The sequence below is a fragment of the Pseudomonas sp. TH49 genome (assembly GCF_016650625.1).
Classification (GTDB): Bacteria; Pseudomonadota; Gammaproteobacteria; order Pseudomonadales; family Pseudomonadaceae; genus Aquipseudomonas; species Aquipseudomonas fluorescens_H.
In genome coordinates this window covers 1,709,244-1,731,349 of the sequence record NZ_JAEKFL010000001.1, presented here as the reverse complement: position 1 = coordinate 1,731,349, position 22,106 = coordinate 1,709,244, and the positions used below count along the sequence as shown (strand labels likewise).

At 61.8% G+C, this 22,106-nt stretch carries 18 protein-coding genes and 1 pseudogene; all 19 read right to left on the bottom strand.

Translation table 11 applies throughout. The annotated features are described in order from the left end of the window. Positions 1 to 4: 4 nt before the first annotated feature. Positions 5 to 475: a hypothetical protein gene (locus JFU48_RS07790; protein ID WP_186448440.1), complete on the bottom strand. Its 471-nt coding sequence runs from the start codon at positions 473 to 475 to the stop codon at positions 5 to 7. 11 nt (positions 476 to 486) lie between these two features. After that, a complete protein-coding gene (locus tag JFU48_RS07785) occupies positions 487 to 2,535 on the bottom strand; it encodes a type VI secretion system Vgr family protein (RefSeq protein WP_201136232.1) in 2,049 nt (682 codons plus the stop codon). A gap of 28 nt (positions 2,536 to 2,563) precedes the next feature. Next, positions 2,564 to 3,565 (bottom strand): serine/threonine-protein kinase, encoded by a 1,002-nt coding sequence (locus tag JFU48_RS07780; RefSeq protein ID WP_201136231.1) that lies wholly within the window; start codon positions 3,563 to 3,565, stop codon positions 2,564 to 2,566. Beyond that, positions 3,562 to 4,290 (bottom strand): PP2C family protein-serine/threonine phosphatase, encoded by a 729-nt coding sequence (locus tag JFU48_RS07775; protein WP_201136230.1) that lies wholly within the window; start codon positions 4,288 to 4,290, stop codon positions 3,562 to 3,564. The genes JFU48_RS07780 and JFU48_RS07775 overlap by 4 nt, the downstream gene beginning before the upstream one ends. Beyond that, positions 4,290 to 7,829 carry a type VI secretion system membrane subunit TssM gene (gene tssM / locus JFU48_RS07770; protein WP_201136229.1) on the bottom strand — a complete coding sequence of 1,180 codons (3,540 nt, stop codon included), beginning with the start codon at positions 7,827 to 7,829 and terminating at the stop codon, positions 4,290 to 4,292. The genes JFU48_RS07775 and tssM overlap by 1 nt, the downstream gene beginning before the upstream one ends. Before the next feature lie 12 nt (positions 7,830 to 7,841). Continuing rightward, a complete protein-coding gene (gene icmH, locus JFU48_RS07765) occupies positions 7,842 to 8,717 on the bottom strand; it encodes a type IVB secretion system protein IcmH/DotU (RefSeq protein ID WP_103483741.1) in 876 nt (291 codons plus the stop codon). A gap of 5 nt (positions 8,718 to 8,722) precedes the next feature. Then, complete coding sequence (tssK, locus tag JFU48_RS07760; RefSeq protein ID WP_201136228.1) at positions 8,723 to 10,054, bottom strand: type VI secretion system baseplate subunit TssK; 1,332 nt, start codon at positions 10,052 to 10,054, stop codon at positions 8,723 to 8,725. 2 nt (positions 10,055 to 10,056) lie between these two features. Next, positions 10,057 to 10,557: a type VI secretion system lipoprotein TssJ gene (gene tssJ, locus JFU48_RS07755; protein ID WP_003229563.1), complete on the bottom strand. Its 501-nt coding sequence runs from the start codon at positions 10,555 to 10,557 to the stop codon at positions 10,057 to 10,059. Between the two features lie 5 nt (positions 10,558 to 10,562). After that, the gene (gene tagH, locus JFU48_RS07750; RefSeq protein WP_003229565.1) at positions 10,563 to 11,756 is read right to left on the bottom strand and encodes a type VI secretion system-associated FHA domain protein TagH; all 1,194 of its coding nucleotides are present in this window, start codon (positions 11,754 to 11,756) and stop codon (positions 10,563 to 10,565) included. Between the two features lie 18 nt (positions 11,757 to 11,774). Next, the gene (locus JFU48_RS07745; RefSeq protein ID WP_003229566.1) at positions 11,775 to 11,915 is read right to left on the bottom strand and encodes a hypothetical protein; all 141 of its coding nucleotides are present in this window, start codon (positions 11,913 to 11,915) and stop codon (positions 11,775 to 11,777) included. Between the two features lie 315 nt (positions 11,916 to 12,230). Then, positions 12,231 to 13,751 carry a sigma-54 interaction domain-containing protein gene (locus JFU48_RS07740; protein ID WP_201136227.1) on the bottom strand — a complete coding sequence of 507 codons (1,521 nt, stop codon included), beginning with the start codon at positions 13,749 to 13,751 and terminating at the stop codon, positions 12,231 to 12,233. A 10-nt stretch (positions 13,752 to 13,761) separates the two neighbouring features. Then, the gene (gene tssH, locus JFU48_RS07735; protein ID WP_103483744.1) at positions 13,762 to 16,419 is read right to left on the bottom strand and encodes a type VI secretion system ATPase TssH; all 2,658 of its coding nucleotides are present in this window, start codon (positions 16,417 to 16,419) and stop codon (positions 13,762 to 13,764) included. Between the two features lie 11 nt (positions 16,420 to 16,430). Beyond that, positions 16,431 to 17,438, bottom strand: coding sequence for a type VI secretion system baseplate subunit TssG (gene tssG / locus JFU48_RS07730; protein ID WP_003229570.1), 1,008 nt, complete (start codon positions 17,436 to 17,438; stop codon positions 16,431 to 16,433). Further along, on the bottom strand, positions 17,402 to 19,189 hold the full coding sequence (gene tssF, locus JFU48_RS07725; RefSeq protein ID WP_003229572.1) for a type VI secretion system baseplate subunit TssF: 1,788 nt from the start codon (positions 19,187 to 19,189) through the stop codon (positions 17,402 to 17,404). Before tssF ends, tssG begins: the two co-directional genes overlap by 37 nt. A gap of 27 nt (positions 19,190 to 19,216) precedes the next feature. Continuing rightward, a complete protein-coding gene (locus JFU48_RS07720) occupies positions 19,217 to 19,669 on the bottom strand; it encodes a hypothetical protein (protein ID WP_103483745.1) in 453 nt (150 codons plus the stop codon). Next, positions 19,666 to 19,887, bottom strand: a complete 222-nt coding sequence (locus tag JFU48_RS07715; RefSeq protein ID WP_242486626.1) for a hypothetical protein — start codon at positions 19,885 to 19,887, stop codon at positions 19,666 to 19,668. Before JFU48_RS07715 ends, JFU48_RS07720 begins: the two co-directional genes overlap by 4 nt. A 22-nt stretch (positions 19,888 to 19,909) precedes the next feature. Then, a complete protein-coding gene (locus tag JFU48_RS07710) occupies positions 19,910 to 20,317 on the bottom strand; it encodes a hypothetical protein (protein WP_201136226.1) in 408 nt (135 codons plus the stop codon). Then, entirely contained in the window at positions 20,314 to 20,697 is a 384-nt protein-coding gene (locus tag JFU48_RS07705) for a hypothetical protein (RefSeq protein ID WP_003229579.1), read from the bottom strand. The genes JFU48_RS07710 and JFU48_RS07705 overlap by 4 nt, the downstream gene beginning before the upstream one ends. A 1,108-nt stretch (positions 20,698 to 21,805) precedes the next feature. After that, a pseudogene (locus JFU48_RS30310) lies at positions 21,806 to 22,099 on the bottom strand (PAAR domain-containing protein); the annotation flags it as partial. Between the last annotated feature and the right edge of the window lie 7 nt (positions 22,100 to 22,106).

Below are 22,106 nucleotides of genomic sequence, written 5' to 3'. Positions count from 1 at the left end.
TTGATTACTCACTGTACTCATCACAGTAGAAGACCGAACTTCCTTGTTGCTTTGGGTCGGCGATCAAAATCGGAGCATTACCTTCGCTCTGATTTATTTTTAAGTCTTTGAAGCGCTCACGTAAGGCGGCTTCAACAACCACTGGACTTTCTTTCAAGTAGATGGCGTGAACACTGAAAGGGCCTTTATACGGAATGGCAATCTGGCTGACCGTCAAACCATAGAATTTATCGTTCACGCAGTAAAACGCTGCTTCATCAACCCGACAAGGCTCAAGTTTTTTATCAATAAAATATTGGCCACTTGGCTTGTTGGTAACCGGGTCGAGAAAAATGTTATGGATGTTGCACGTTTCAATACCGGTGAACTGCTCCTCCAGCGTCATTTGGGAGCAAGCGCTTAATACCAAGAGAGCAATAAGCAGCGGAGCCCGTTTGAATCGCTGCATTGCCTGAGATGTTCTGATGTTGAGCATTCGCTTCATCCTTACTCTGAAAACACAAAAAAAGCCTTCGGCTTAACCTTCTCAGGCGGCGCATTCCCCAACGCCTGATCCATCAAACTCCCCGCCTTATCCTTATCCGCCGCCCCCGGCAGCACCGGCGGTTTAATCCCGATGCCAGTCCCACTCCCCGGCGACCCACCGGCATTAATCTTCACCACCGGCCCAACCACCGTCACACCACCGCCATCGAGCTTGATAAAGCTCCCACCCCCAAGAATCGTCAGCTCCGTCCCCGCCTCAATAACAATCTTGTCCCCAGCCTTGAGGTGAATCTCTTTGCCCACGCTGGTCAGTTGCGCCGTGCCCAGCTTCACATGCTGGTTCTGCCCAACCGTCAGGTGATCATCCAGCTTCGCTTCAACCTTGCGGTCGGAAATCGTCGTGCGGTGCTCTTCGGCCTTGAGTTCGGTGTAGGTGTTCTTCACCACGGTGTCGTGACGTTCATTCCCGACCCGAATCTTCTGGTCGTGCTCGATGTTTTCGTCCCAGTCGCGCTGGGCGTGGATGTAGATCTGCTCCGCGCCTTTTTTGTCTTCGATGCGCAGCTCGTTGTACCCGCCGCCACCCGGGGAGCTGAGGGTTTTGAAGACGCTGCGGGTTTTGTTTGCCGGCAGGGCGTACGGCACCGGGTTTTCCTTGTGGTACAGGCAGCCGGTGACGAGGGGTTGGTCGGGGTCGCCTTCGAGGAAGGTGACGAGGACTTCCATGCCGACGCGCGGAATGCTGATGGCGCCGTAGCGGTCGCCGGCCCAGGAGCTGGAGACGCGTAGCCAGCAGCTGGTTTTGTCGTCGGCCAGGCCTTCGCGGTCCCAGTGGAATTGCACTTTGATGCGGCCGTATTGGTCGCAGTGGATTTCTTCGCCTTTGGGGCCGGTGACCATGGCGGTCTGGCTGCCGAGCACGCGCGGTTTCGGGTGTTCGAGGGCCGGGCGGTAGAACACGTCCCACGGGGTGGCGAGGAAGGTGTTGCGGTAGCCCTGGTGGAAGTCGTCCTTGTTGTCGGTGGTGTCGCTGGTCACGCCTTCTTCGAGGACTTGCGGCTGTTTGCCTTCGTGGAAGATTTCGGTGAGCAGCCACAGGTCGTTCCACTCGCTGCGCGGGTGCTCGGACAGGGCCATGAAGTGGCCGCTGACCAGTTTGGTCTGGTCGCCGCGACCTTCGGCCTGGCGGTAGTCGGCGCGGTGGCGTTCGAGGGCGCGCTGGCTGAGGAACTTGCCGCGTGCGCGGTCGATGAAGCGGCCCGGGTAGTCGTAGTCTTCGAGATCCGGTTCGCTGTTTTCGCTGTCGGAAGCGCCATCCGGCTTGTAAGCCGCTTCCATTTGCAAGCGCGGTTTTTCGAAGTCGTAGTCGCGGCGCGTGGTGCGGCTGGTGCGGGTTTCCAGGCGCAGTTTGAAGCCTTTGATCACCGGTTCTTCGGCGACCATGCCGCTGCCCTGTATGTAAGCGGTCGGCTGGCCGAGGTCGGGGAACACGGTCTGGTCGTCGCCGAACACCAGCAGGTGAGCCTTTTCGCTGTGCTGGAAGTGGTAGTGAATACCCTCCTCCTCGCATAGACGCTGGAAGAAGTGCAGGTCGGTTTCGTCGTACTGCACGCAGTAGTCGCGATCCGGGCACGGCTGGCTCAGTTGGAAGCTGTAGGCGTTGCCCTTGATCCCGTGTTCGTCGAGGATCAGCGCGATGATTTTCGGCGCCGACATCTGCTGGTAGATGCGCTGGTTGGTGCGGTGATGCAGGTATTGCAGTTGCGGTACCAGCGAGACCTTGTAGCGGGTCAGGCGCTTGCCGGCATCGCCCTGGGCGACGCGGTAGATCTGGCCGTGAATGCCGGAGCCCTGCGGATCGAATGCGAGAAACGCCTGTTTGTGCAGGAGCTTTTCCAGATCCAGATCGGGGTTTTCGCTGACCAGTTCGAGGTCGAAACGAAACGGCTGGCTGATGCCTTCAGTGCCGGTGAACGACAGCACTTGCAGGTCGCCCACGTAGTCTTCGACCTTGAGGCTGAAGTGGGTTTCGTTAGCTGGGTTGAACATAAAGCGCTCCCTGTTCGAATGTCGTCCGTTACGCCCGAAGTCGCAACCGTTGCAGCCAGGACGAAGTGGCGCCCAAGGCGTCACGCAATTGTTGGGCAGTGATGGTGCGTTCTGCCGCGTTGAAGCTCAGCGCGGTTCGCAGCGCTGGCCAGCCGTGTTTCGGTAAGTTCGCCGGGGCTTGCAGCTCGCGCTCCAGGTGCTCGTCGCGGGCCTGGGTCGAGGGCAAGCGGCGGAACGGGTGTTTGCCGCTCGCCAGTTCATAGATCACGCAGGCCACGCCGTACACGTCCGCGCTGGCCGACAACGGTTGGCCCTCAAGCAGTTCGGGGGCGGCGTAGCCCGGGGTCCAGGCGTTGAAGCGCTCGCGGCTCAGGTGCGGCAGGCCGGGCAACACGCCCTCGTCTGCCTGGCCGAGACCGAAGTCGAACAGGCGCAGGCCGTCTTCGCTGAGCATGACATTGCTCGGTTTCATGTCACCGTGCAGCACGCCGCGACGGTGGGCGTAGGCCAGCGTATCGAGCAGCGGCAGCGCGATGTCGCGCGTTTCTTTCCACGGCAGGCCCAGGGGCCGCTCGCAGAGCAATTTGTCCAGGGTCAGGCCACGCATGTATTCCATGGTGATGAAGGCCCGCTGGCAGTCGGTGTCGACTTCAAAGGTGTGTGCACGCACGACGTTGTCGTGGCGCAGGCGTCGGGTCAGGGCGAACTCGCTGTAGAGCAAGGCACTGGCGTCCGGCGATTCGGCAAATTCTTCGCTGAGGATTTTCAGCGCAATGTAAGGGTCGGGATCGCCGAACTGTTCTTGCAGCAGATCTCGCGCCCTGTAAACCGCACCCATGCCGCCCGCCCCGAGCAGACGCTCGAGGTGGTAGCGGCCGGCGAGTACGTCCGGCAATGCACCGATGCTGGCCTTGGTCGGCGCCAACAACGGCTCGGCGTTGTTTGCCTTGGCGAAGGCGAAGTAGGTCAGGTTGCTGGCCTGCTCTTCGCTCATCAGCAAGTCATCGACTGAGGATTCGATTTCAGTCATTGGCGGATCACCACGGCAGTCAGGTTGTCCCGGGCAGCGCCACGCAGGGCGCCGTCGAACAGGCGTTCCAGCGCCACGTGTGGCGCGCTGAGGCTGAGGGCGTTGCCGAGGGCATCGCTGCTCAGGCCCTGATACAAACCATCGCTGCACAGCAAAAACGCATCGCCCGGATAGACCTCGAGTTCGAGGACATCCAGGGTCAGCTGTTCAGCGGCGCCGACGGCTCGGGTCAAGGCCTGAGCCGCCGGGTGCGCTGCCGCCTGTTCGACGCTCATTTGCTGTTCGTCGATCAGTTGCTGTTGCAGCGAATGGTCTTTGGACAGCTGATACAGCCGCTGCCCACGCCACATGTAGCAACGGCTGTCGCCGGCCCAGATGCAGGCCGCGCGACTGCCTTCCACCAACAGCGCCACGACGGTGCTGCCCATGATGCTGTCGTGGCGTCCGGCGGTGACCGTCAACTCCTGCCCCAGGCGCCGGTTCAGCCAGTGCAGGCACTGGCGGATGGCCTTGAGGCGTTCGTCGAAGTCCTCGTGCTGCGGCAGCTCAGCCAGGCTGGCGACGATCAACTGGCTGGCGATGTCGCCACCCTGATGACCGCCCATGCCGTCCGCGACCACCCACAGCCCCTGCTGTGGATTATCGAGGAAGGCATCTTCGTTGCGCGCCCGCACCTTGCCCGGGTCGGTACGCGCCGCACTGCGCCAGGGACTGGCCACCAGCATCAGAGCTGCACCGGCATACGGAAGGTGCGCAGCACGCCCATGTCGAACGGGTTCGGCGTGCGCTGGCTGGTCAGCAGGTAGTTGGCGCGCAGGCCACCCACGTCGGCTTTCAGCACCAGCACGTCGCGACCGGTCAGGTACTCGGTCTGCATCAGGTCGAACAGACGGAACAGCGACCATGGGCCGGAGTTCTTCTCGATACCGATCGGACGCCCCGCCATCTTGTCCATCACCAGACTGGTGCGACCGTCTTCAGCATCGGTCGGCCACTTGAACGACACCGGCACAATCGGTCCGTGACGGTACTCGATGGTCTTGTCACCGAACTTGAACTCGGAACGGCTCACCGCCGGATCGAGGGTGTACGGTTCCAGTTTGAACTGCACGGTCGGCTCGGCCGGGTTGATCGAGAAGAAGCTCTGGCGAATCGTCAGCGCCGCCGCCATCTGGTCGAGGTACATCTTCGATACCGGCAGGCTGTGACCGTCGACGCTGCGCATCCGGTAGTTGCCCGGATCACCGCTGACGAACGGACGCATGTAGCTGTCGAAGAAGCGGTCGACGGTGCCTTGAGCGCGGAAGAACTCGCGGAAGTCGCTGATCGCCACGTCGCTGGTGCTGCTGGCGCTGAACGGATAACGCTTGCTGATGGTTTTGCCATACACGCTGTACAACTCGTTCTGATAACGGCCGTTCAGGTATTGGTAAGCGTCGTTGAGCACCAGGCGCCACGAGTCCTCGGCCAGCACGTTGAACCACACGCTCAGCGGACGCGGCAGGCGACCCGAGGCCGCACGCAGGTTGGTCAGCGCATCACGCTGGCCGCTCATGCGGGTTTTCGCCATTTCGAACGCGGCCTGTTCCGGCGTGCTGGAACGGGCCAGACCGGACAGTTGCAGTTGCAGGTCGTTGAGCGCGGTGAGGGCCGGGGTCAGGTCAGCGGCCGGGCCGTTGTTGTCATCGAGCAAACGATGCAGCGGCTCGAAGCGACGTTGCAGGGATTTCTTCGCGGTGTCCGGCAGGCTCTTCGCCACGTTCAGCGCCGAAGCCTTGTCGGCGACAGCCGAGGCCAGTTTGCCGACCTTGCCCAGTTTGCCTTTCTGCCCTGCCAGTGCATCGGCAGCATCACCGGCTTCATCCACCGGATCGGCAGCAGCCGGGAAGCGCGTGTTCTCGCGCACTTCAGTGAGCAATGCCAGCACCGGCGAGTTGGCCGACGTCAGGCCCGCCAGTTGCTCGGCGCCTTCACCGGCGTCGCTGATCGGCGGCAAGGCCACCTGGCCAACAGCTTCGCTCCAGTAATTGGCGTAGTCACGGAAGTACAGTTGCTCCAGTTCGACCATCAGGCGACGCAAGTCCATGTCGCTGATGCCCGCGCCTTCGCCCAGCACCCAGTTGTCACGCAGGATGTCGGTGACCAGCGCCGAGCCCTGCACCGAGAAATACTGCTGATAACCCTGCTGGGTGTAGAACCCCGGGATCACGTATTCGGTGCCGATGAACAGCGAGCCCTGCGGGCCAAGGTGTTGGCTGAAACGGTATTCCGGCAGGTTGCGTGCCTGCTCGCGGAGCATGCGGTAGACCACGGTGGCCAGCGATTCGGCGCGCAGCACCTGACGTGCCTGAGTCACCAGTTGATCGTTCAGCGGGTAGATGAACGGCTGCTTCAGCAGACGCTCGAGGTGGGTGTTCAGACCATTCTGCACCGCGGTGTTGCCGGTGTAGCGCTGTGACCAGTCAGTGGCGACCCAGTCCTTGAGCCACGCGGCGTCACGACGGTCTTTCATGTTCAGCATCAGGTACGCACGCAGGCTGTTGAGCAGCTTGTCGCGGTCCTTCATGTTGGCGCGGATCTGCCCTTCGAGCATCGTCGCTACCCGTGGCAGCAATTGCGCTTCGAGCTCATGCTCGTAGGCTTGCCTGACCATCGGATTGACGTCTTCGCCCTGATACAGACCGCCACGCTCGTGGTACGAGACGTCGCCCTTCTTCGGGAACACCTGAGTCGCGGCGTAGCTGGTGTCGAGGGTTTTCAGCACGCCCATCGCATCATCACGCGGGGTTAGCGCCGAACGTTGCTGAGTCCAGTTCTGGGCCAAGGTGCGCAGGTTTTCCAGACGTTCGTAGTTGGCCGAGAAACCACCGGCCCAGAGCATGCCGAACAGGGCCAGTGCCGCCAGTGCACCGACGTACAACGCACGCTGGCCCCAATGAATGCGGCTGCGCTCGCGCTTGTCCAGACCGGCCAGATCCGACTCGGGGAAGATCACCCGGCTGAGCAGATGATGGATGAAGCGCGAACGGCCGCTGCGCAGGGTCGGCAGCACACCGGCATTCATGCCCAGGTTGGCGCCGATGCCGGCGGTGGTCGCGTCCATTTCCTGCGTCAGATGCGGAGCGCTGGTCAGGTAGAAACCACGCAACAGCGTCGCACGCTGGTAGCGGTTGCCGGTGAACGCCAGGTCGACGAACAGGCACAGGCGCTCGCCGATCTGCCCCAGTTGATGCGGGAAGTCGAGGATGCGGCCACGGCGCTGGGTATCGCGCTCGGAGTGCATGCGCATGATCACCTGATTGTTCAGGCGACGCAGCAGCTCTTCGAACTCGCTGCGCAGTACCGCGACGTCGGTGCCGACCTGATCCTTGCGGAAACTGGTCCCCAGCACCTGATCGCTTTCTTCGCGGGTCAGTTGATCGAAGAATTCGTCGAAACCGAGCAGCTTGTCCGCCTTGCTCAGCACCAGATACACCGGCACATCGACGTGCAGTTTCTGATAGACGTCTTGCAGACGACCGCGCACCTGGCGCGCCAGGGTGTCGATGTCCTGCTCGCTGCCACCGGTGAGGGATTCCACCGGAATGGTCACCAGCACGCCGTTCAACGGACGCCCGCGACGACGCTTGCGCAACAGTTCGAGCAAGGTGGTCCAGGCACTGCCGTCGACTTCCGCGTCTGGCTGCGTTGTATAGCGCCCGGCGGTGTCGATCAGCACACCGTGGTCGGCGAAGTACCAGTCGCAATGACGGGTGCCGAGGGTGTCGCGGGTCAGCTTGCGGTCGATCTTGTTGATCGGGAATTCCAGCCCGGAGAAGTCCAGCAGGCTGGTCTTGCCGGAAGCCTGCGGACCGATCAGCAGGTACCACGGCAAGTCGTTGCGCCAGCGTTCGCTGCGCCCGCGATACAGGCTCGAAGTCTTCAGGGTTTTCAGCGCGTCCTTGAAGCGCGCCTTCAACTCTTTCTGCTCTTCTTCGATCAGTTCGTCACGACGAATGCGATCCTGACCGTCTTCGGTTTCTTCGACGGCTTTTTTGCGGATACCCGCGCGCCAGCTGACGAAGACCATGGTCAGGCCCCAGATCAGGAAGAGCACGCTGATGGTCAGCAGGCGCGAGGTCGCGCTCTCCCAGAACTTGTAGTCATCCACCGCCAACAACGGGCCGACGAACCACACCAGCAATGCCACGAACAGCACCAGCAGCAAGGTCCAGACCCAGGTCTTGCGCAGGAAGGCGCCGACTTTCTTGAAAAACTTTTTCATCACACGTCCCTGTTACGGCTGCGACTGCGGTTGAACCGCGGCCGGATCGATCGGCTGATAGGGTTGCAGAACGGTGTCGCGCTGCTCGCCCAGAACCCAGGCGAAGCCCGAATACATCACCACCAGGCAGACGACAGTGAACAGCACCACCATCCACGCCGGCACGATGCGCACCAGGTTGCGGCGCTGATCGTTGAGGCCTTCCCAGTGCGGCGACAACTCGCGCGGCACGTCGCCACGCAACTGGCGGATCTGCCGGTACAGGGCGTCGCGGATGCCTTCAAGTTCGAGCATGCCACGCGCCTGCACGCGGTACTTGCCCTCGAAACCGAGGGACAGGCACAGGTACATCAGCTCGAGCATTGGCAGGTGTTTGACCGGGTTCTTCGACAGCCGATCAAGCAGCTGAAAGAACTTCTCGCCACCGAACGTCTCGTTGTGGAAGCTGCTGAGCAGGCTCATCTGCGACCACTCGCTTTCGTTGCCCCACGGTGTGGTCACGACAGCTTCGTCGACCACGGTGCAGAGCACGTAACGGGCGGCCATCACCTGACTGCTTTCGGCACCGTTGTGCAACGCGCGCACTTCAAACAGCTTGAGCCCGGCGGTCAGGCGCTCGTTGAGCGCGTAGAGGTCTTCGCGGGTTTCGCTGTGCTTGAGGCGCACCACTTCCGAGAGCAGTTCGGACGACGCCGCCACCAGCGAATTGAGGCTGATGTTGAACGCCTCCGCCGGGCGCAGGCGCGCGGCGTAGATCATCCGTTCTTCCAGTTGCTCGAAGCGCGGCGGCGCGGCGAAGTCGGTCAGCGGACTGGCTGCCGGTCCGTGGCCCTGACGATCGAGCAGGACGGTTTTGTCGTCCTGGTTGTAATCCGTTTCCTTGATCATGTCGGTCAGTTCCTGATGGCCCAGAATTTCAGTTCAAGCTCGGCGAATTCGCCGGACACGTGGAACGCGAAGCCGCCAGAGCGCTCGAGTTGCGCCAGGTCTTCGGAACTGAGTTCGAGGATGAAGTAGGTTTTGTTCGAGTGGAACGCGATCTGCCGCGGGGCCACCGGCAACGGTTTGACCTTGATCCCCGGCAGGTGCAGGTTGACCAGTTGGCGGATGCGCTCCACCGGGCCGACCTTGAGGTGCGCCGGCAAGCGGTGGCGCAGTTCTTCGGAGTCGCAGTTGGCACTTGCCGCCAGCACGAACGACGCCGAGCCGAGCAGTTTGTGGTCGTGCAACGGCGAAACGATGATCCCGTACTGACGCGCCTGCAGGATCAGTTCGATAGCGTGCTGTTCCAGCACCATCGACAGCACCTGACGAATCGCTTCCATCAGTTTGCGGAAGCTCGCGCCCTGATCGGCGTGGGAATAGCGGCTGTCCAGACGCGGGCGCTTGCTGTCGCTGGAAAAGGTCGCCAGATCGCCAAGCATGGTCAGCAGCGTGCGATACAACTCTTCCGGATGCACCTGCTCCAGACCGAGGTAGTGGCGCAGCAGCAGTTCGGTACGGTTGATCAGTTGCAGCATCATGAAGTCACCGACTTCCGCGCCGCCGACCTTGCCGTTGGAGCGGATCCGCTCGGCAATCGTGTCGCCACGGTGGTTGAGCATGCTGATGACTTCTTTCAGGCACGACAGCAGATAACTGGAAGCGTGGGCCTGAATGTAGGTCGGTACGAAATCCGGATCGAGGCTGATCACGCCGTCCGGCGTGGTGTCGAGCACGTCGCAGATCTTCAGCTTCACATAGGCCTGAGCGCTCTGCTGCTCGCCGAGCAACAGCTTGAAGTCCGGGCGGCCACAGCTGACCTGGCTGGCGGAATCGTCGCCGGCGTTGGAGTCAGCCACTTCGGCGTCATACGCGGTGTACCGCGCCAGCACGTCGGACTGCTCCGGACGGCGCGCTTCGATGTGGTTACCGGTGACCAACGGCAGCGCCAGGTAAATCGGCGTGTTGCCGGTGTTTGGCGGCACGTCCAGCGCCAGCGGCTCGGTGTTGCCGCCGAGTTCGAACAGGCTGCCGTCCGGCAGGATCCCAGAGGCGGCACTGATCACCAGTTTGCCCATGTTGAGGAACTGCAGGTCGATCTCCAGATTGAGGAAACCCCAGGTGTAGCCACCCAGCAACTGGGTGCGGGTTTTCATCTGGTGATCGTAATAGCGATCGTTGTGCTGGAAGTGCTGCGGCCGCAGCAGCATGCCTTCCTGCCAAATGACTTTATGGGTATTCATGTTCAGTCATCCGCCTTGGCGAGCGCTTCATGGGTGTTGCGGATACCGGCCTGATCCAGGGTCAGATCGGCATCGGTCAGTTCCAGCGGCGTGACCTGCACGGTGTAGCGCCACTTGGTTTCCGGCAGATCACGGTAGGCGGCAAGAACGCCGACGTAGCGGCTGCCCTCCTCCACGCTGAGCTTCATTTCCACGGTCTCACCCGGGCGCAGTTCGAGTTCTTCGCTGGCCACCAGATCCGGATTGAGGGACTCCTTGGCGCGCTCGTAGAGGCTGAAGAAATCAGCGTTCTCGAACGTCACCGGGTGCTTGAGTTCGAACAGGCGCACGACGATCGGCGACGGACGACCGTTGAGGTCCGGGTTGAGCTGATCGCTGCCGGTCAGCTTCAGATTGACTTTGGTCACTTTCGAGTACGGCGACAGCGACGAGCAACCGGCGAGCAGCACCAGTACGGTGAGCGCAGTCAGCGTCTTGAAAAAAGCGGTCGAGCGGCGAGACATGCGCATCATCCTTGGTGGTCGGTGTGGAGGGTGGAGATCAGGCGGATCTGTTCTTCGTAGGCCTGGGCGAAATCGCGGGCCAGCAGGCGCTCGCTCCAGTCATCGTCCTGACGCAGGGCCTGGTGGTAACGGCCGAACGCTCTCCAGCGCCCGCCCGACGTGGCGATCAACGGCTTGTTGTCGCGCTCGAAACGCAGGGTCAGTTGCTCCGGCGAGAAGTGCTCCAGGGTGCCGCGCACGGCGGCGCGGCTGGCGGTGAGCAGCGCGACCTGATGCGCTTGCAGATCGCGGAACGCACGGGAGATCGCCTGCTCGGCTGGCAAGTGCCCGGGCTTGTGCGGCTGCAACAGAATCTCCAGCGCTTCGCTCGGATCGACGGCGAATTTCAGCGGGTTCTTGTTGGTGCCTTGCACGGTGGTCTGGGCCAGACGCAGTTCGTTTTTCAGCTCCGAACGGGTGCGCAGGCTCTGCTGCAAACCGCCGATGCTCTGCCGCAGCAGGCGTGCGGCGTTGAGTGCCAGCGCTTCGCGGGCGTCGTGATCCAGGCCTTTGACGTCAACGCCCAGCGCCGCGCCGAAATGCTCCCAGAAACCCTCGCTCTGCCGCTCGACGACCTTCGGGGCCGGAGCTGGCTCGGGCTCAACCGGGGCGATCAGCTCCGGCACCATCAGGCTTTCCATGTCGATGCGCGCATAGTCGGCGCGCTGACGGGAGTCCTCGGGCTTGGCGGTCGGGGCCAACAGTTCGTCGATTTCCGAATAGACGCGCTCTTGCTGTTCAATCGCGTTCAGCGGATCAAGATCGAGGAAGGCGTCGTCCGGAATGATGCTGCCAGCGGCACGCGGACGGCCGACTTCACCGTCGAAGGTCGCCGGGTCACGCACCAGCCGCGCACGAATCTCGAAGTCACCGAGCACGTAGGTGCTGCCGTGCTCGATGCGCACCGGTTCGCCCTTGTGCAGGCGTGCGCCGCTGTCGCCGTCCTGGACACCGTTGCTGCTGGTGTCGGTGAGGAAAAACGTGCCCTCGCGGTAGCTGACAATCGCGTGGTGATTGGACAGATGACGCTTGCGATCAGGAATGATCCAGTCGCAGTCCTCGCCCCGCCCGATCACGCCGCCAGCCTGTTTGAAGGTCTTCTGGCACAACTCGGTGGGCACGAACTGCTTGGTGTTCAGCATTTCGAAAACCAATTCCATGTTTGATGCTCCTTGCGGTCACTTGCCGCGATTGACCGCTTGCGGATCACCCAACGGGCGATAGTCGTTGTCGTTGAATTTGTAATTGCCGCTACAGCCGCCAAGGCCGCATAGAACGACGAGGGTCAGCAGGACAGCGTGCCAGTGACGAACAGACATCAGAGGGTCTCCAGGGGTAGACAAAGCACAAAGCGCCGACCCTTGCGGGCGGCGCTGAAATTAATTCTTTGGGTGGTCTCGAAGGCTCTACATCGGGGCCTTGAGCCAGACCAGCGAGGTACAAGTACCTCTTGTGGCAAATGAGCAATTTGTGGCGAGGGAGCTTGCTCCCGCCGGGGTGCGCAGCAGCCCCAAAACCAGACACTGCGGTGCCTCAGGGAAACCGAGTTCATCGGGTTGCGACTGCTGCGCAGCCGAGCGGGAGCAAGCTCCCTCGCCACAGGGGAATATTCCGATTCAGGACACTTCTGCAGATCAACCATCGAAGTCACCCAGGTTGATATTCAGGCGCCCGAGGCGGTAGAGCAGCGTGCGGCGCGGCAGGCCCAGTTCGCGGGCAGCGAGGGTCTGGTTGCCGTCGTTCTTGCGCAGGCAGTCGAGCAACAACGTGCGTTCGACTTTCTCCAGGCGTTCGCGCAGGTTCAGGCCGCTGTGGTCTTCGGGCATCGGCTCCATGCGCAGGGAGAAATGCTCGGCCAGCAATTCGCCGCCCTCGCACAACAGCACCGCGCGCTCGACCAGTGCCTTGAGTTCCCGCACGTTGCCGGGGAAGGTGTAACCGGACAGGTGCTCAAGCGCCGCGTCAGACCAGCGCACCGGGTCGCGCTGCAGGTAAGCACAGGCCTTGTCGGCGAAGTGCCGGGCCAGATCAAGGATGTCGCCTTCGCGCTGACGCAGGGCCGGCAGTTCGATCGGGAACTGTGCCAGGCGGTAGTACAAGTCCTCGCGGAACTTGCCTTCGCTGACCAGCACCGCCAGGTCGCGGTGCGTCGCGGCGATGATGCGCACGTCGATCTTGTGCGTGTCGTTGGAACCCAGCGGGCGGATCTCGCCTTCCTGCAACACCCGCAGAATCTTCGCCTGCAGCGACAGCGGCATGTCACCGATTTCATCGAGCAACAAGGTGCCGCCGTTGGCCGCATCGAACAGTCCGGCGCGGTCGCGATCAGCGCCAGTGAAGGCGCCCTTGCGGTAGCCGAACAGCTCGCTTTCCAGCAGGTTTTCCGGGAACGCCGCGCAGTTCTGCACGATGAACGCCTGGGAGCGACGGGGACCGCAATCGTGAATCGCCCGCGCCACCACTTCCTTGCCGGTGCCGGTCTCGCCGCGCAACAGCACGGTGTACGGGCTGTGCAGGACTTTGCTGATCAGCGAGTGGGTCTGACGCATCGCCGCGCTCTTGCCGATCAGGCCATAGCCGTTGAGACTCGGCACGCTACGACTCACTGGCGTCTCGACCCCGACCGGCTGACGCAGGCGTTGCAGCAAGTGCAACTGACCAAGGACGAACGAGCCGAGCTGGCCGAGGGAATCGGCAAAACCCTGCAGGTCAACGTGACGGCGACTGGCGCACAGCAACAGGCCTTCTACCGCCTTCTGCTGATTGACCAGCGGCACGCACAGCAGCGATTGCCAGGCTCCGGCGGTGGCCGGCAGGAAACTGGTTTCGTGCAGGCTGGCACCCAGATCATCCAGGCACACCACGCGGTTCTGGCACAGAGCGAACTGCAGCAGTTGCTCACCGTTGTAGTCCGCCGGCAGGCTGGTGGCGGCGCGCGGTTGCAGCGCGCCGTCGAGGCATTCGGCGTTCATCCCCAGGCAGGTGTGGGTGGCGTCGAGCAGGTACAGCTGGGTCAATTCGCAACCGCTCAGCTCGGCCAGACCACGCACGAAGTCACCCAGCAGCGCAGCACCTTCCGCCGCGCGCGACAGGCTGGCGAACTGCGCCAGCAAGGCTTCGGCATAGACCAGTGGCTGCGGCACTTGAGTGAACATCACACCCACCTCAGGCGAACTCGCACGTCACGCTGGCGTTGCCGTCGAGCGTGGCATGCACACGCTTGAGACTTTCACCGGTGGCCATCGCATCGAGCAAACGATCGGCTACCAGCGGCAGCACGTGCTGGTCGAGCAGATGGTCGATCAGGCGCGCGCCGCTTTCGCTTTGCGTGCAGCGCTCGGACAGGTGATCGACGAGGTTCTGGCACCAGCTGAAATCCAGCTGACGACGGTTGAGGCGCTCGCCGAGACGACCGAGCTTGATCTCGATCAGCTCGCGCAGCACCGGGCCGCCGACCGGGTAGTACGGCACCACTTTCATCCGCGCCAGCAGCGCCGGTTTGAAGTGTTTGCTCAGCACCGGGCGAATGGTCTCTTCCAGCAGCTCGGCGGTCGGGCGGGCGCCGTCTTCGCAGAGGTCGCTGATCTTGTCGCTGCCCAGGTTCGAGGTCATCAGGATCAAAGTGTTGCGGAAATCGATTTCGCGACCTTCGCCGTCGTTCGCCACGCCCTTGTCGAAGATTTGGTAGAACAGGTTGAGTACGTCCGGATCGGCCTTCTCGACTTCATCGAGCAGCACCACCGAATACGGCTTCTGGCGCACCGCTTCGGTGAGCATGCCGCCCTCGCCATAACCGACGTAGCCCGGTGGCGCACCGATCAGACGCGAGACGGTGTGCTTCTCCTGGAATTCGGACATGTTGATGGTGGTGATGAAACGGTCACCGCCGTACAGCAGGTCAGCCAGGGCCAGCGCGGTTTCGGTCTTGCCGACGCCGCTCGGGCCGACCAGCAGGAATACGCCGACCGGCGCGTCCGGTTTGTTCAGGCCAGCGGCGGTTGCGCGCATCGAGCGATCCAGAGCGTGCACGGCTTGTTCCTGACCACGGATACGCGTGCGCAGGTCGGTGGCGAAACTCGCGACCTTGGCGTTGTGTTCGCGGGCCAGTTGCGCCAGGGGCACGCCGGTCCAGGCGCTGATCACTTCGGCCACCAGACGCGGGCAGACTTCGAAGCTGACCAGACGCTCCTTGACCTGCGCAGCGGTCAGGGCGCTGTGGGTCTTATTCAGCTCGGCCTCCAGCGCTTCGACGCTCTGGCCTTCCTCGACCTCGGCAACGAGGGTTTCGATCACCGTGCCTTCGGCGTCTTCTTCAACGCTGACGGTCGGCTCGACGGCGGCAGCTTCGCGGGCCTTGGCCAGTTGCTGACGCAGTTCCAGCAGACGCTCGGCCAGTTGTTTCTGCTCGGTCCATAGACTTTCCAGCGCGACCATTTCGCTTTCGGCTTCGTCCAGTCGCGCTTCCAACGCATCCAGCGCTTCGTGGTCAATCAGCAGACCAGCCTCGGCATCGCGGCGCAGAGCCTGACGTTGACGGCCACCTTCGGCCAGTTCGCCACGCAGGCGTTCGAGGCTTTCCGGGGCGGCGGCGAGGCTGATGCGCACGCGGGCACACGCGGTGTCGAGGACGTCGACGGCTTTGTCCGGCAGTTGGCGACCGGCCAGATAGCGGGCGGACAGCTCAGCAGCGGAGACCACCGCGTCATCCCGCAGGTAGATGCCGTGGCTCTTCTCGTAGACCTGCGCCAGACCACGGAGAATGGTCACCGCTTCGCTGACGGTCGGTTCGTGCAGTTGCACCGGTTGGAAGCGACGGGCCAGCGCCGGGTCCTTCTCGAAGTATTTCTTGTACTCGGCCCAGGTGGTGGCGGCGATGGTGCGCAGTTCGCCACGGGCCAGTGCCGGTTTCAGCAGGTTGGCCGCGTCGGAACCACCGGCATTGCCGCCCGCGCCGATCAGGGTGTGGGCTTCGTCGATGAACAGGATGATCGGTTTCGGCGAGGCTTTGACCTCGTCGATCACGCCTTTGAGACGACGCTCGAATTCACCTTTGACGCTGGCGCCGGCCTGCAGCAGGCCCATGTCCAGCGACAACAGCTCGACGCCCTTGAGCACCTGCGGCACTTCACCAGCAGCGATGCGCGAGGCCAGGCCCTCAACGATGGCGGTTTTACCGACACCGGCCTCACCGACCACGATCGGGTTGTTTTTGCGGCGACGGGCGAGGATGTCGACCATCTGCCGGATCGCGCCATCGCGGCACAGCACCGGGTCGAGTTTGCCGTCGCGGGCCTGTTGGGTCAGGTTGTGCGTGAAGCGCTGCAGCAGCGACTCGCCCTGCGCCGCCGGCTTGCCGTTGGCGGCCGGTTGCTCCTGTTGCGACAGGGCAAATTCCTTCAGGCGATCGATGTTCAGTTTGGCGAGCAGCGGCTGGTAACGGCTGCCGGCGTAGCGCATCGGGTTGCGCAGCAGCGCGAGGATCAACGCGGCGTCTTCGACTTGGGTCTGGCCCAGTTCGAGGTTGGCCACCAGCAGCGCGTCTTGCAGCCACTGCACCAGTTCCGGGGCGAACACCGGGTTGCGCGAGGCGCTGTGTTCAACGCGAGATTGCAGCGCGGCGCTCAGTTCACCGGCGTCGACATCGGCATCCTGCAAAGCGCGGGACAGCAAGCCATTCTGCCGTTCCAGCAGACCCAGCAGCAGGTCTTCGACGAGGATCTTGCTGCCGCCACGGGCCACGCAACGTTCAGCCGAACGCTCCAGGTCGCGACGGGTTTCGGCGTCCAGCGCCTGGATGAGTTGTTGCAGGTCTACGTTGATCATGGCTCACGTCCTTAATGAATTTTGCTGCCCAGGGTGACCACGCCGTCTGCTTTTTCGCAGCCCAGCCAACTGGTCCACCCCAGGCGACAGTCGTTCTTCTCACCAATGCGCAGTTCGCGGATTTCTTCCGGGCGCAGCACCAGGCGAATGTCGTAATCGAGCGGGTCACGCAAGGTGAACCGCACCAGCGCGCACAGCGGCTGGTAACCGAAACCGATCGGCAGGAATTCGTGGAATCGCTCCCAGTCGAGTTCGGTGATGTGAATGCGGAATTTGCCGCTGCGGTCGCGCACCTGCTCGCCCAGCACCAGGTCTTCACCGAGCAGGCTGTTGGCACGACCGAGGCGGTTGCGCTGCTCGTCGAGGATCTCCACGCGACGCTCGATGCACTGCTCGATGACCAGGTCTTCGTGCTTGAAGTAGTAACGCAGCACGGCTTCGATCAGCGCTGCGGAGTGCGCGCGCAAGCTGAGCAAACCGAGGTACGGCAGCAGGCGTTTCCAGTTCAGTTCCTTGGCCTTGCGGATCTCGTCGCCACCCAGACCGATCAGTGCGAACAGCTGCGACGAGAACGGGTCGATCGCGCCACTCTGGAAGCTGGCGCGATAGCGATACTTGCGCCAGATCGGCAGCATCAGCCGTTGCAGGCGATGGTGGAACAGGTCGAGGAAGTTGCGCGTCGGGTTGCCGTCCTCGCTGTCGCCCAAGGCCTGTTCGCCGTAGAACGCCGGCAGCGGCGAACCGGAGCCGACCAGCCCGATCAGGTTGAAACGCATGCGCGCGCGCATCTGCCCGTGCTCTTCGAAAAACTCCACGCGATCGACGTCGCTGCGCGGAAAGCCCAGGCTCGGGTTGGCCTGGAACTCCACCTGATCGTACAGATCGTCTTCGCTCAGGTACGGGTGCGCCTCGCGCAGCCGGTCGATCACCAGCAGCACGGCCTGAAACAGCGAGTACTCGCGTATTACCTTGGTCAGCCCGCTTAAAGCAGGGGCTGCAGGCCCATACGTGGTGTCCATTGGTACACCTCTCCCTGTGTGCTTTTTACCCGCAGCTCGTGGTACGAATTGAGACTGGCGTAAAGCGCGAAAAACTCGTTAAGAACCGAAGCGAAAACGAACAGGTCGCCTTCGCCGATATACCCTTCCGGGTCGATGGTCAGTTCGGTGCGCAGACCGCGCACCGGCAAGCCACGGTGCAGCCGGTCGACGTGGTGGTGCTTGATGTGCTTGAGGCCGCCGAGCAGGCGTTTGCTGACCTTCTCCGCGTGCTGGTCGTAGTAGCGCGGCAGGTCGTAGGTTTCGAGAATCACCTTCAACGCGTTGACATCGGCCAGCGACAGATAGTTGAGCGACATGTTGCTGATCAGCTTCCACAGGAAGTCACGGTTCAGCGGCGGCGCGAAACTCGAAGTGGCCGGGGTGATGTTGCGGAAACTCAAGAACTCCGGGGTCTCTTCGCAGGCCATGCAGATGTCGCCGAGCTTGAGCTTGCGCGGCAGGTTCTGGTTGGTGCACATCAGCTCGATCGACAGGGTTTCGTGGGCTTCGGTGTGGCGGATACCGAAGCTCAGGTAGGTGTCGAGGCCGTCATGCAGCAACGACGAACGCTGGCGGATGCTGTAATGCGGACGGCTGTTGGGCACGTCGAAACTCGGGTCATGCTCGAAGGATTCGAACGGCACGTACTCCTGATAACCGAGGCCGCCGGGTTTCCAGCCGGTGACGGTTTCCACCGAGAACACGCCGCAGTTTTCCAGATCGTATTCCGCCGGCAGCAGCAGGTATTCATCCTGTTTGCCGTCGAGGCGGATCGGCAGTGCGTCGTGCGCGAACAGATTGGCTATCGGCGTGCAGAACAGCTTCACGTTATCCAGCGTCGGACGCATGCGCATGATCCCGCTCTTGCGGATATCGAAACGCAACTCCAGGCCGCGCATCTGCTTGAGGGTGTCTTCCGGCAGCGCCTTGAGAATGTCCAGACCGTTGACGTCGACGAACAGGAACTTGTCCTGGAAGGCGAAGTATTCCTGCAGGTAGCGATAGCCACGGAAGGTGTTCAGCGGATACGGGATCAACGCTTCTTCTTCGGCAAAGCCCACTGGCTTGACCCGGTCACCCGGAATCTTGAACGCCATCGGTTTGCCGGCCACGCCATCGATTGGCTTGCCGGCGCCGTCGAGCGGGATCAGCTCGATGCCTTCCAGGTTGCGCAGCAGGCTCAGGTAGAGCATCTGGCTGATGTAGCGTTCGCCGGCAAAGTGCAGGCGCAGTTTGCTCAGCTCCAGCTCACCGAGGTGGCCGTCGGCGCTCATCTCCAGACGCAGGCTGAGCAGCGAACCGTCGCCCTTCACCGAGTAGTTCAGCGCGGCCAGATCCAGAGGCAGCACTTCGGTCGGGTAGCAGGTGCGGAAACGGCAACGCACGTCTTCGATCGGCTTGCTTTCAATCGGCGTATCGCGCTCGACCAACAGCGCCGGCCCGGAACGCTTCAACGGATCGAACTGCAAAATGCTGAACGCCGGCAGCGGGCGCATGTAGTTCGGCCACAACAACTGCATCAGCGAGTGGCTGAGCTCCGGCAGCTCGTCATCGAGCTTCTGCCGCAGCCGCCCGGTGAGGAACGCAAAGCCTTCCAGCAACCGCTCCACATCCGGATCCCGCCCGGCCTGGCCCAGGAACGGCGCCAACGCCGGACTACGCTCGGCGAAACGGCGACCGAGTTGGCGCAGTGCGGTGAGTTCGCTTTGGTAGTAGTGGTTAAAGGACACGGGTTACCTGCCTGGTAGTGGAACTCATCAAAAAAATATCCTGTAGAGCGCGACCGTCACGCCGGCACAGACATAACCGCCAATCAGCAGGAACGGCACAATCGTGATCCAGCCGTACGCCATGTAGGCATCACTGAGCTGACCGACGACCAGACTGAGCAAGCCATACAGCATCCACGGCACGGCATAGAACGGGATGAACTTCACCGGCGCCAACCAAACCATTCGCAATGCCTGCTGCTCGTTGCGGCGCTGCGCCGATCGGGACATCCACAGCGAGAAACCAAGAAGCCCGGGGATTCCCCACCACAACAGGTACTGCCAATAAATCCCGGACGACTCGGGCGTTAAATACTCGCCATTCCACTGGTCATAGGAAGTAAACGCCAACACCGCCAGCAGTGGCAGCCACAATGCAGCCATGAAGAAGCTGAGTTGCGCGCGACTGAGGACGAGCATCTCGCTTGATGAGTCGGTCATCGGCGAACCTCCACAGCGTGATCCGGCGCTTCTTGCTTGGTAATCTCGACGAACACCCCGCCATCCTCGGCTCCAACCCACAGCGCGTTGGGATGCGCGAACAGCTTTGGTTCGGTCGAGCTTTGCATTCGCACCAGCAGCGTCAAGCCGACCACAATCGTCAGCAAACCGACCGAGCCGAGAAAAGCGATGAGACATTGCCAGGCTTTGAGTTTCATCGAGCCCACCCGAACAAATGCTTCATGGGCAGAAAGCCCCGGTATCGACCGTCCAGGAACGGACCGCTTTTTCTTCAGTTTTTTCGATGCTCGCTACTGCATTTCGCAAGGTCTGCGCGTCGATGGACTTAGTCGCGTTCTGGCTTTTGATCGACAGGCTGTACTGGTCGCTGATCTGACCGGATACGTCTTCACCGAATGACTGGTAGTTGCCGATGGAACTGCGCTGGTTCGGGTTTAACGTGAAACTGCGTGGCTGATCGGCATAGTTGGAGTCGTTCGCCAGCGTCAGCTCCAGTGGTACTCCACAAGTGTTCAGCAGGTAAACATCATTGCGATAGACCTGCTGCGCAGCGCATGCAGTCAGCGAAAAGAAGTACGCGAAGAAACTTACCCATCTCATCGTCAAAATCGTCTTTGGCAGTTTCATGGACAAACCGATGCCTCGCTGATTGTCCACTCGCGCTGCGTGCCTTCAGTGACTTTCTCGACGGCAGCCAGGTGTTGTTTCAACTGAGCGGCGTCCAGGGTCTTGCTACCCGCGGCATCGTGGAGGGTCAGTTGATAATTGCTCGGGATCTGTTCGATCACGTCTTCACCGTAAGAAGCAAAACTCGCCACGAGCGCGCGTGCGCCTGCTGCAACGGTAAGGTTGCGCTCCAGTGAATGCATGTTCGAGCTGTTGGAGACCTTGATCTCCAGTGGCTGGCCACAACGGTTTTCCATGTACACATGGTTGTTGTAGACCTGCTGCGCGGCGCAGCCGTACAGGGAGACAAACAGCAGGATGAAACCGGCGAACCTAGTCATCGAATTCAACCCTGGCCAGCCAAAGCAAGCTCTTCACGTCTTGTTCGGAAGCGGCCATGCGCTTCTGCAGGTTGGCGGCCGACTGGGTGTAGCTGCTGAAGTAATGCATGACATCCACCTCACCCGTGCTCGGTGTCGGGTGGTTGGCCTTGGGGTTCTGCATCAACGTTGACGTTTCCTTGTGCGTCCACGAGTAATTCGGGATCAGCCCGCCACCGTATTCGTTGAGAATCAGATGCCCGAATTCATGCGCCGAAGTCTCTTTGAACTCTTCCTGGGCGTAGTTGGCAGCATCCGCAGCCGTGAGGCCCTGACGCTTGACGAGCTGGTCAAAGGCATAGCCAGCGTTGTGGTAAACCTTGCGGGCAATCGCCAGGCTGGTCGAACGACCGAAGTCCGCTGACAACGAATCAATCAACGGGAAGTTCCCGGCCTTGGGCTCGACATTGACGTCGGCCTTGACCGTGACTTTGTAGAGCCCTTTGCTGGTCGTGATGCCTTCTGCAATACCACCGCCGCGCGAACCATTGCGAGACCAATACAGTTCGATGCCTTCCTTGGCCCAACCCAGCAGAGTGCTGAATGGCGTAGGCACCAGGCCAGGCGTGGAACCACTGCTGCCACCATCCGAGAAGCTCGGGCGCAGGGTCACTTCCACGGTCTTGGCATTACGATCGATACGCACATCGACCCACTTCACCTCTTCGGCCGAACAAGCGAGCTTCACTTCGGTGACTTGCTGCTTGCCTGCTCCGGTCGCGGTCAGACGTACCTTGAGGTTTGGGCTTTTGAGGATTTTGGTGTCGAGGATGCCGGCCGTGTCGTAGCCGTCCCATTGCCAGGGATGCTTGCCTGGCGGCAGGAACGGCGCAGTGTTGGCTTCGGCGTAGACCGGCTTTTCGCCGTCCAGCACTTCCAGCTTCACACTGTCAGCTGCGTCCATGCGGTTCTCGACGACGAAATCGACCAACTCACGGTTTTTCGATGTTCCTGATTTCAGCTCGTCGAAGTCTGGAATTTCCAGCGGCGTCATTACCGAGTTGCCACCGGACTGCAAACTCAGTCGGTAATCCAGCGCCGCGACAACCGCTATAGCGGCTAGCCCCGAAAATGGCGCTGGCGAATGCGAATTCCCGATGATCACCGTCCCGGAACCTGCCGTGACCTTGTTCCCGTGAGAGCCAACGGAGCCGACTGTGGCGGCCGGTTTGCCATTGATCAAAACCGTAGTCGCCAGATCGCCGACCAACGCACCACCACACGCCGAGGCATCGCCTTGGCGGGCGGCCGCGAGGCCGTCGAAGAACACGTCGCCGGAACCGGCGGCGATCGGGTTGGTACCGTGGCCTGGAAGTGGGCAAGCGGTGGGGTCGGATACGCGTGCTGCGGGTTTGCCAGACATCGGGAAT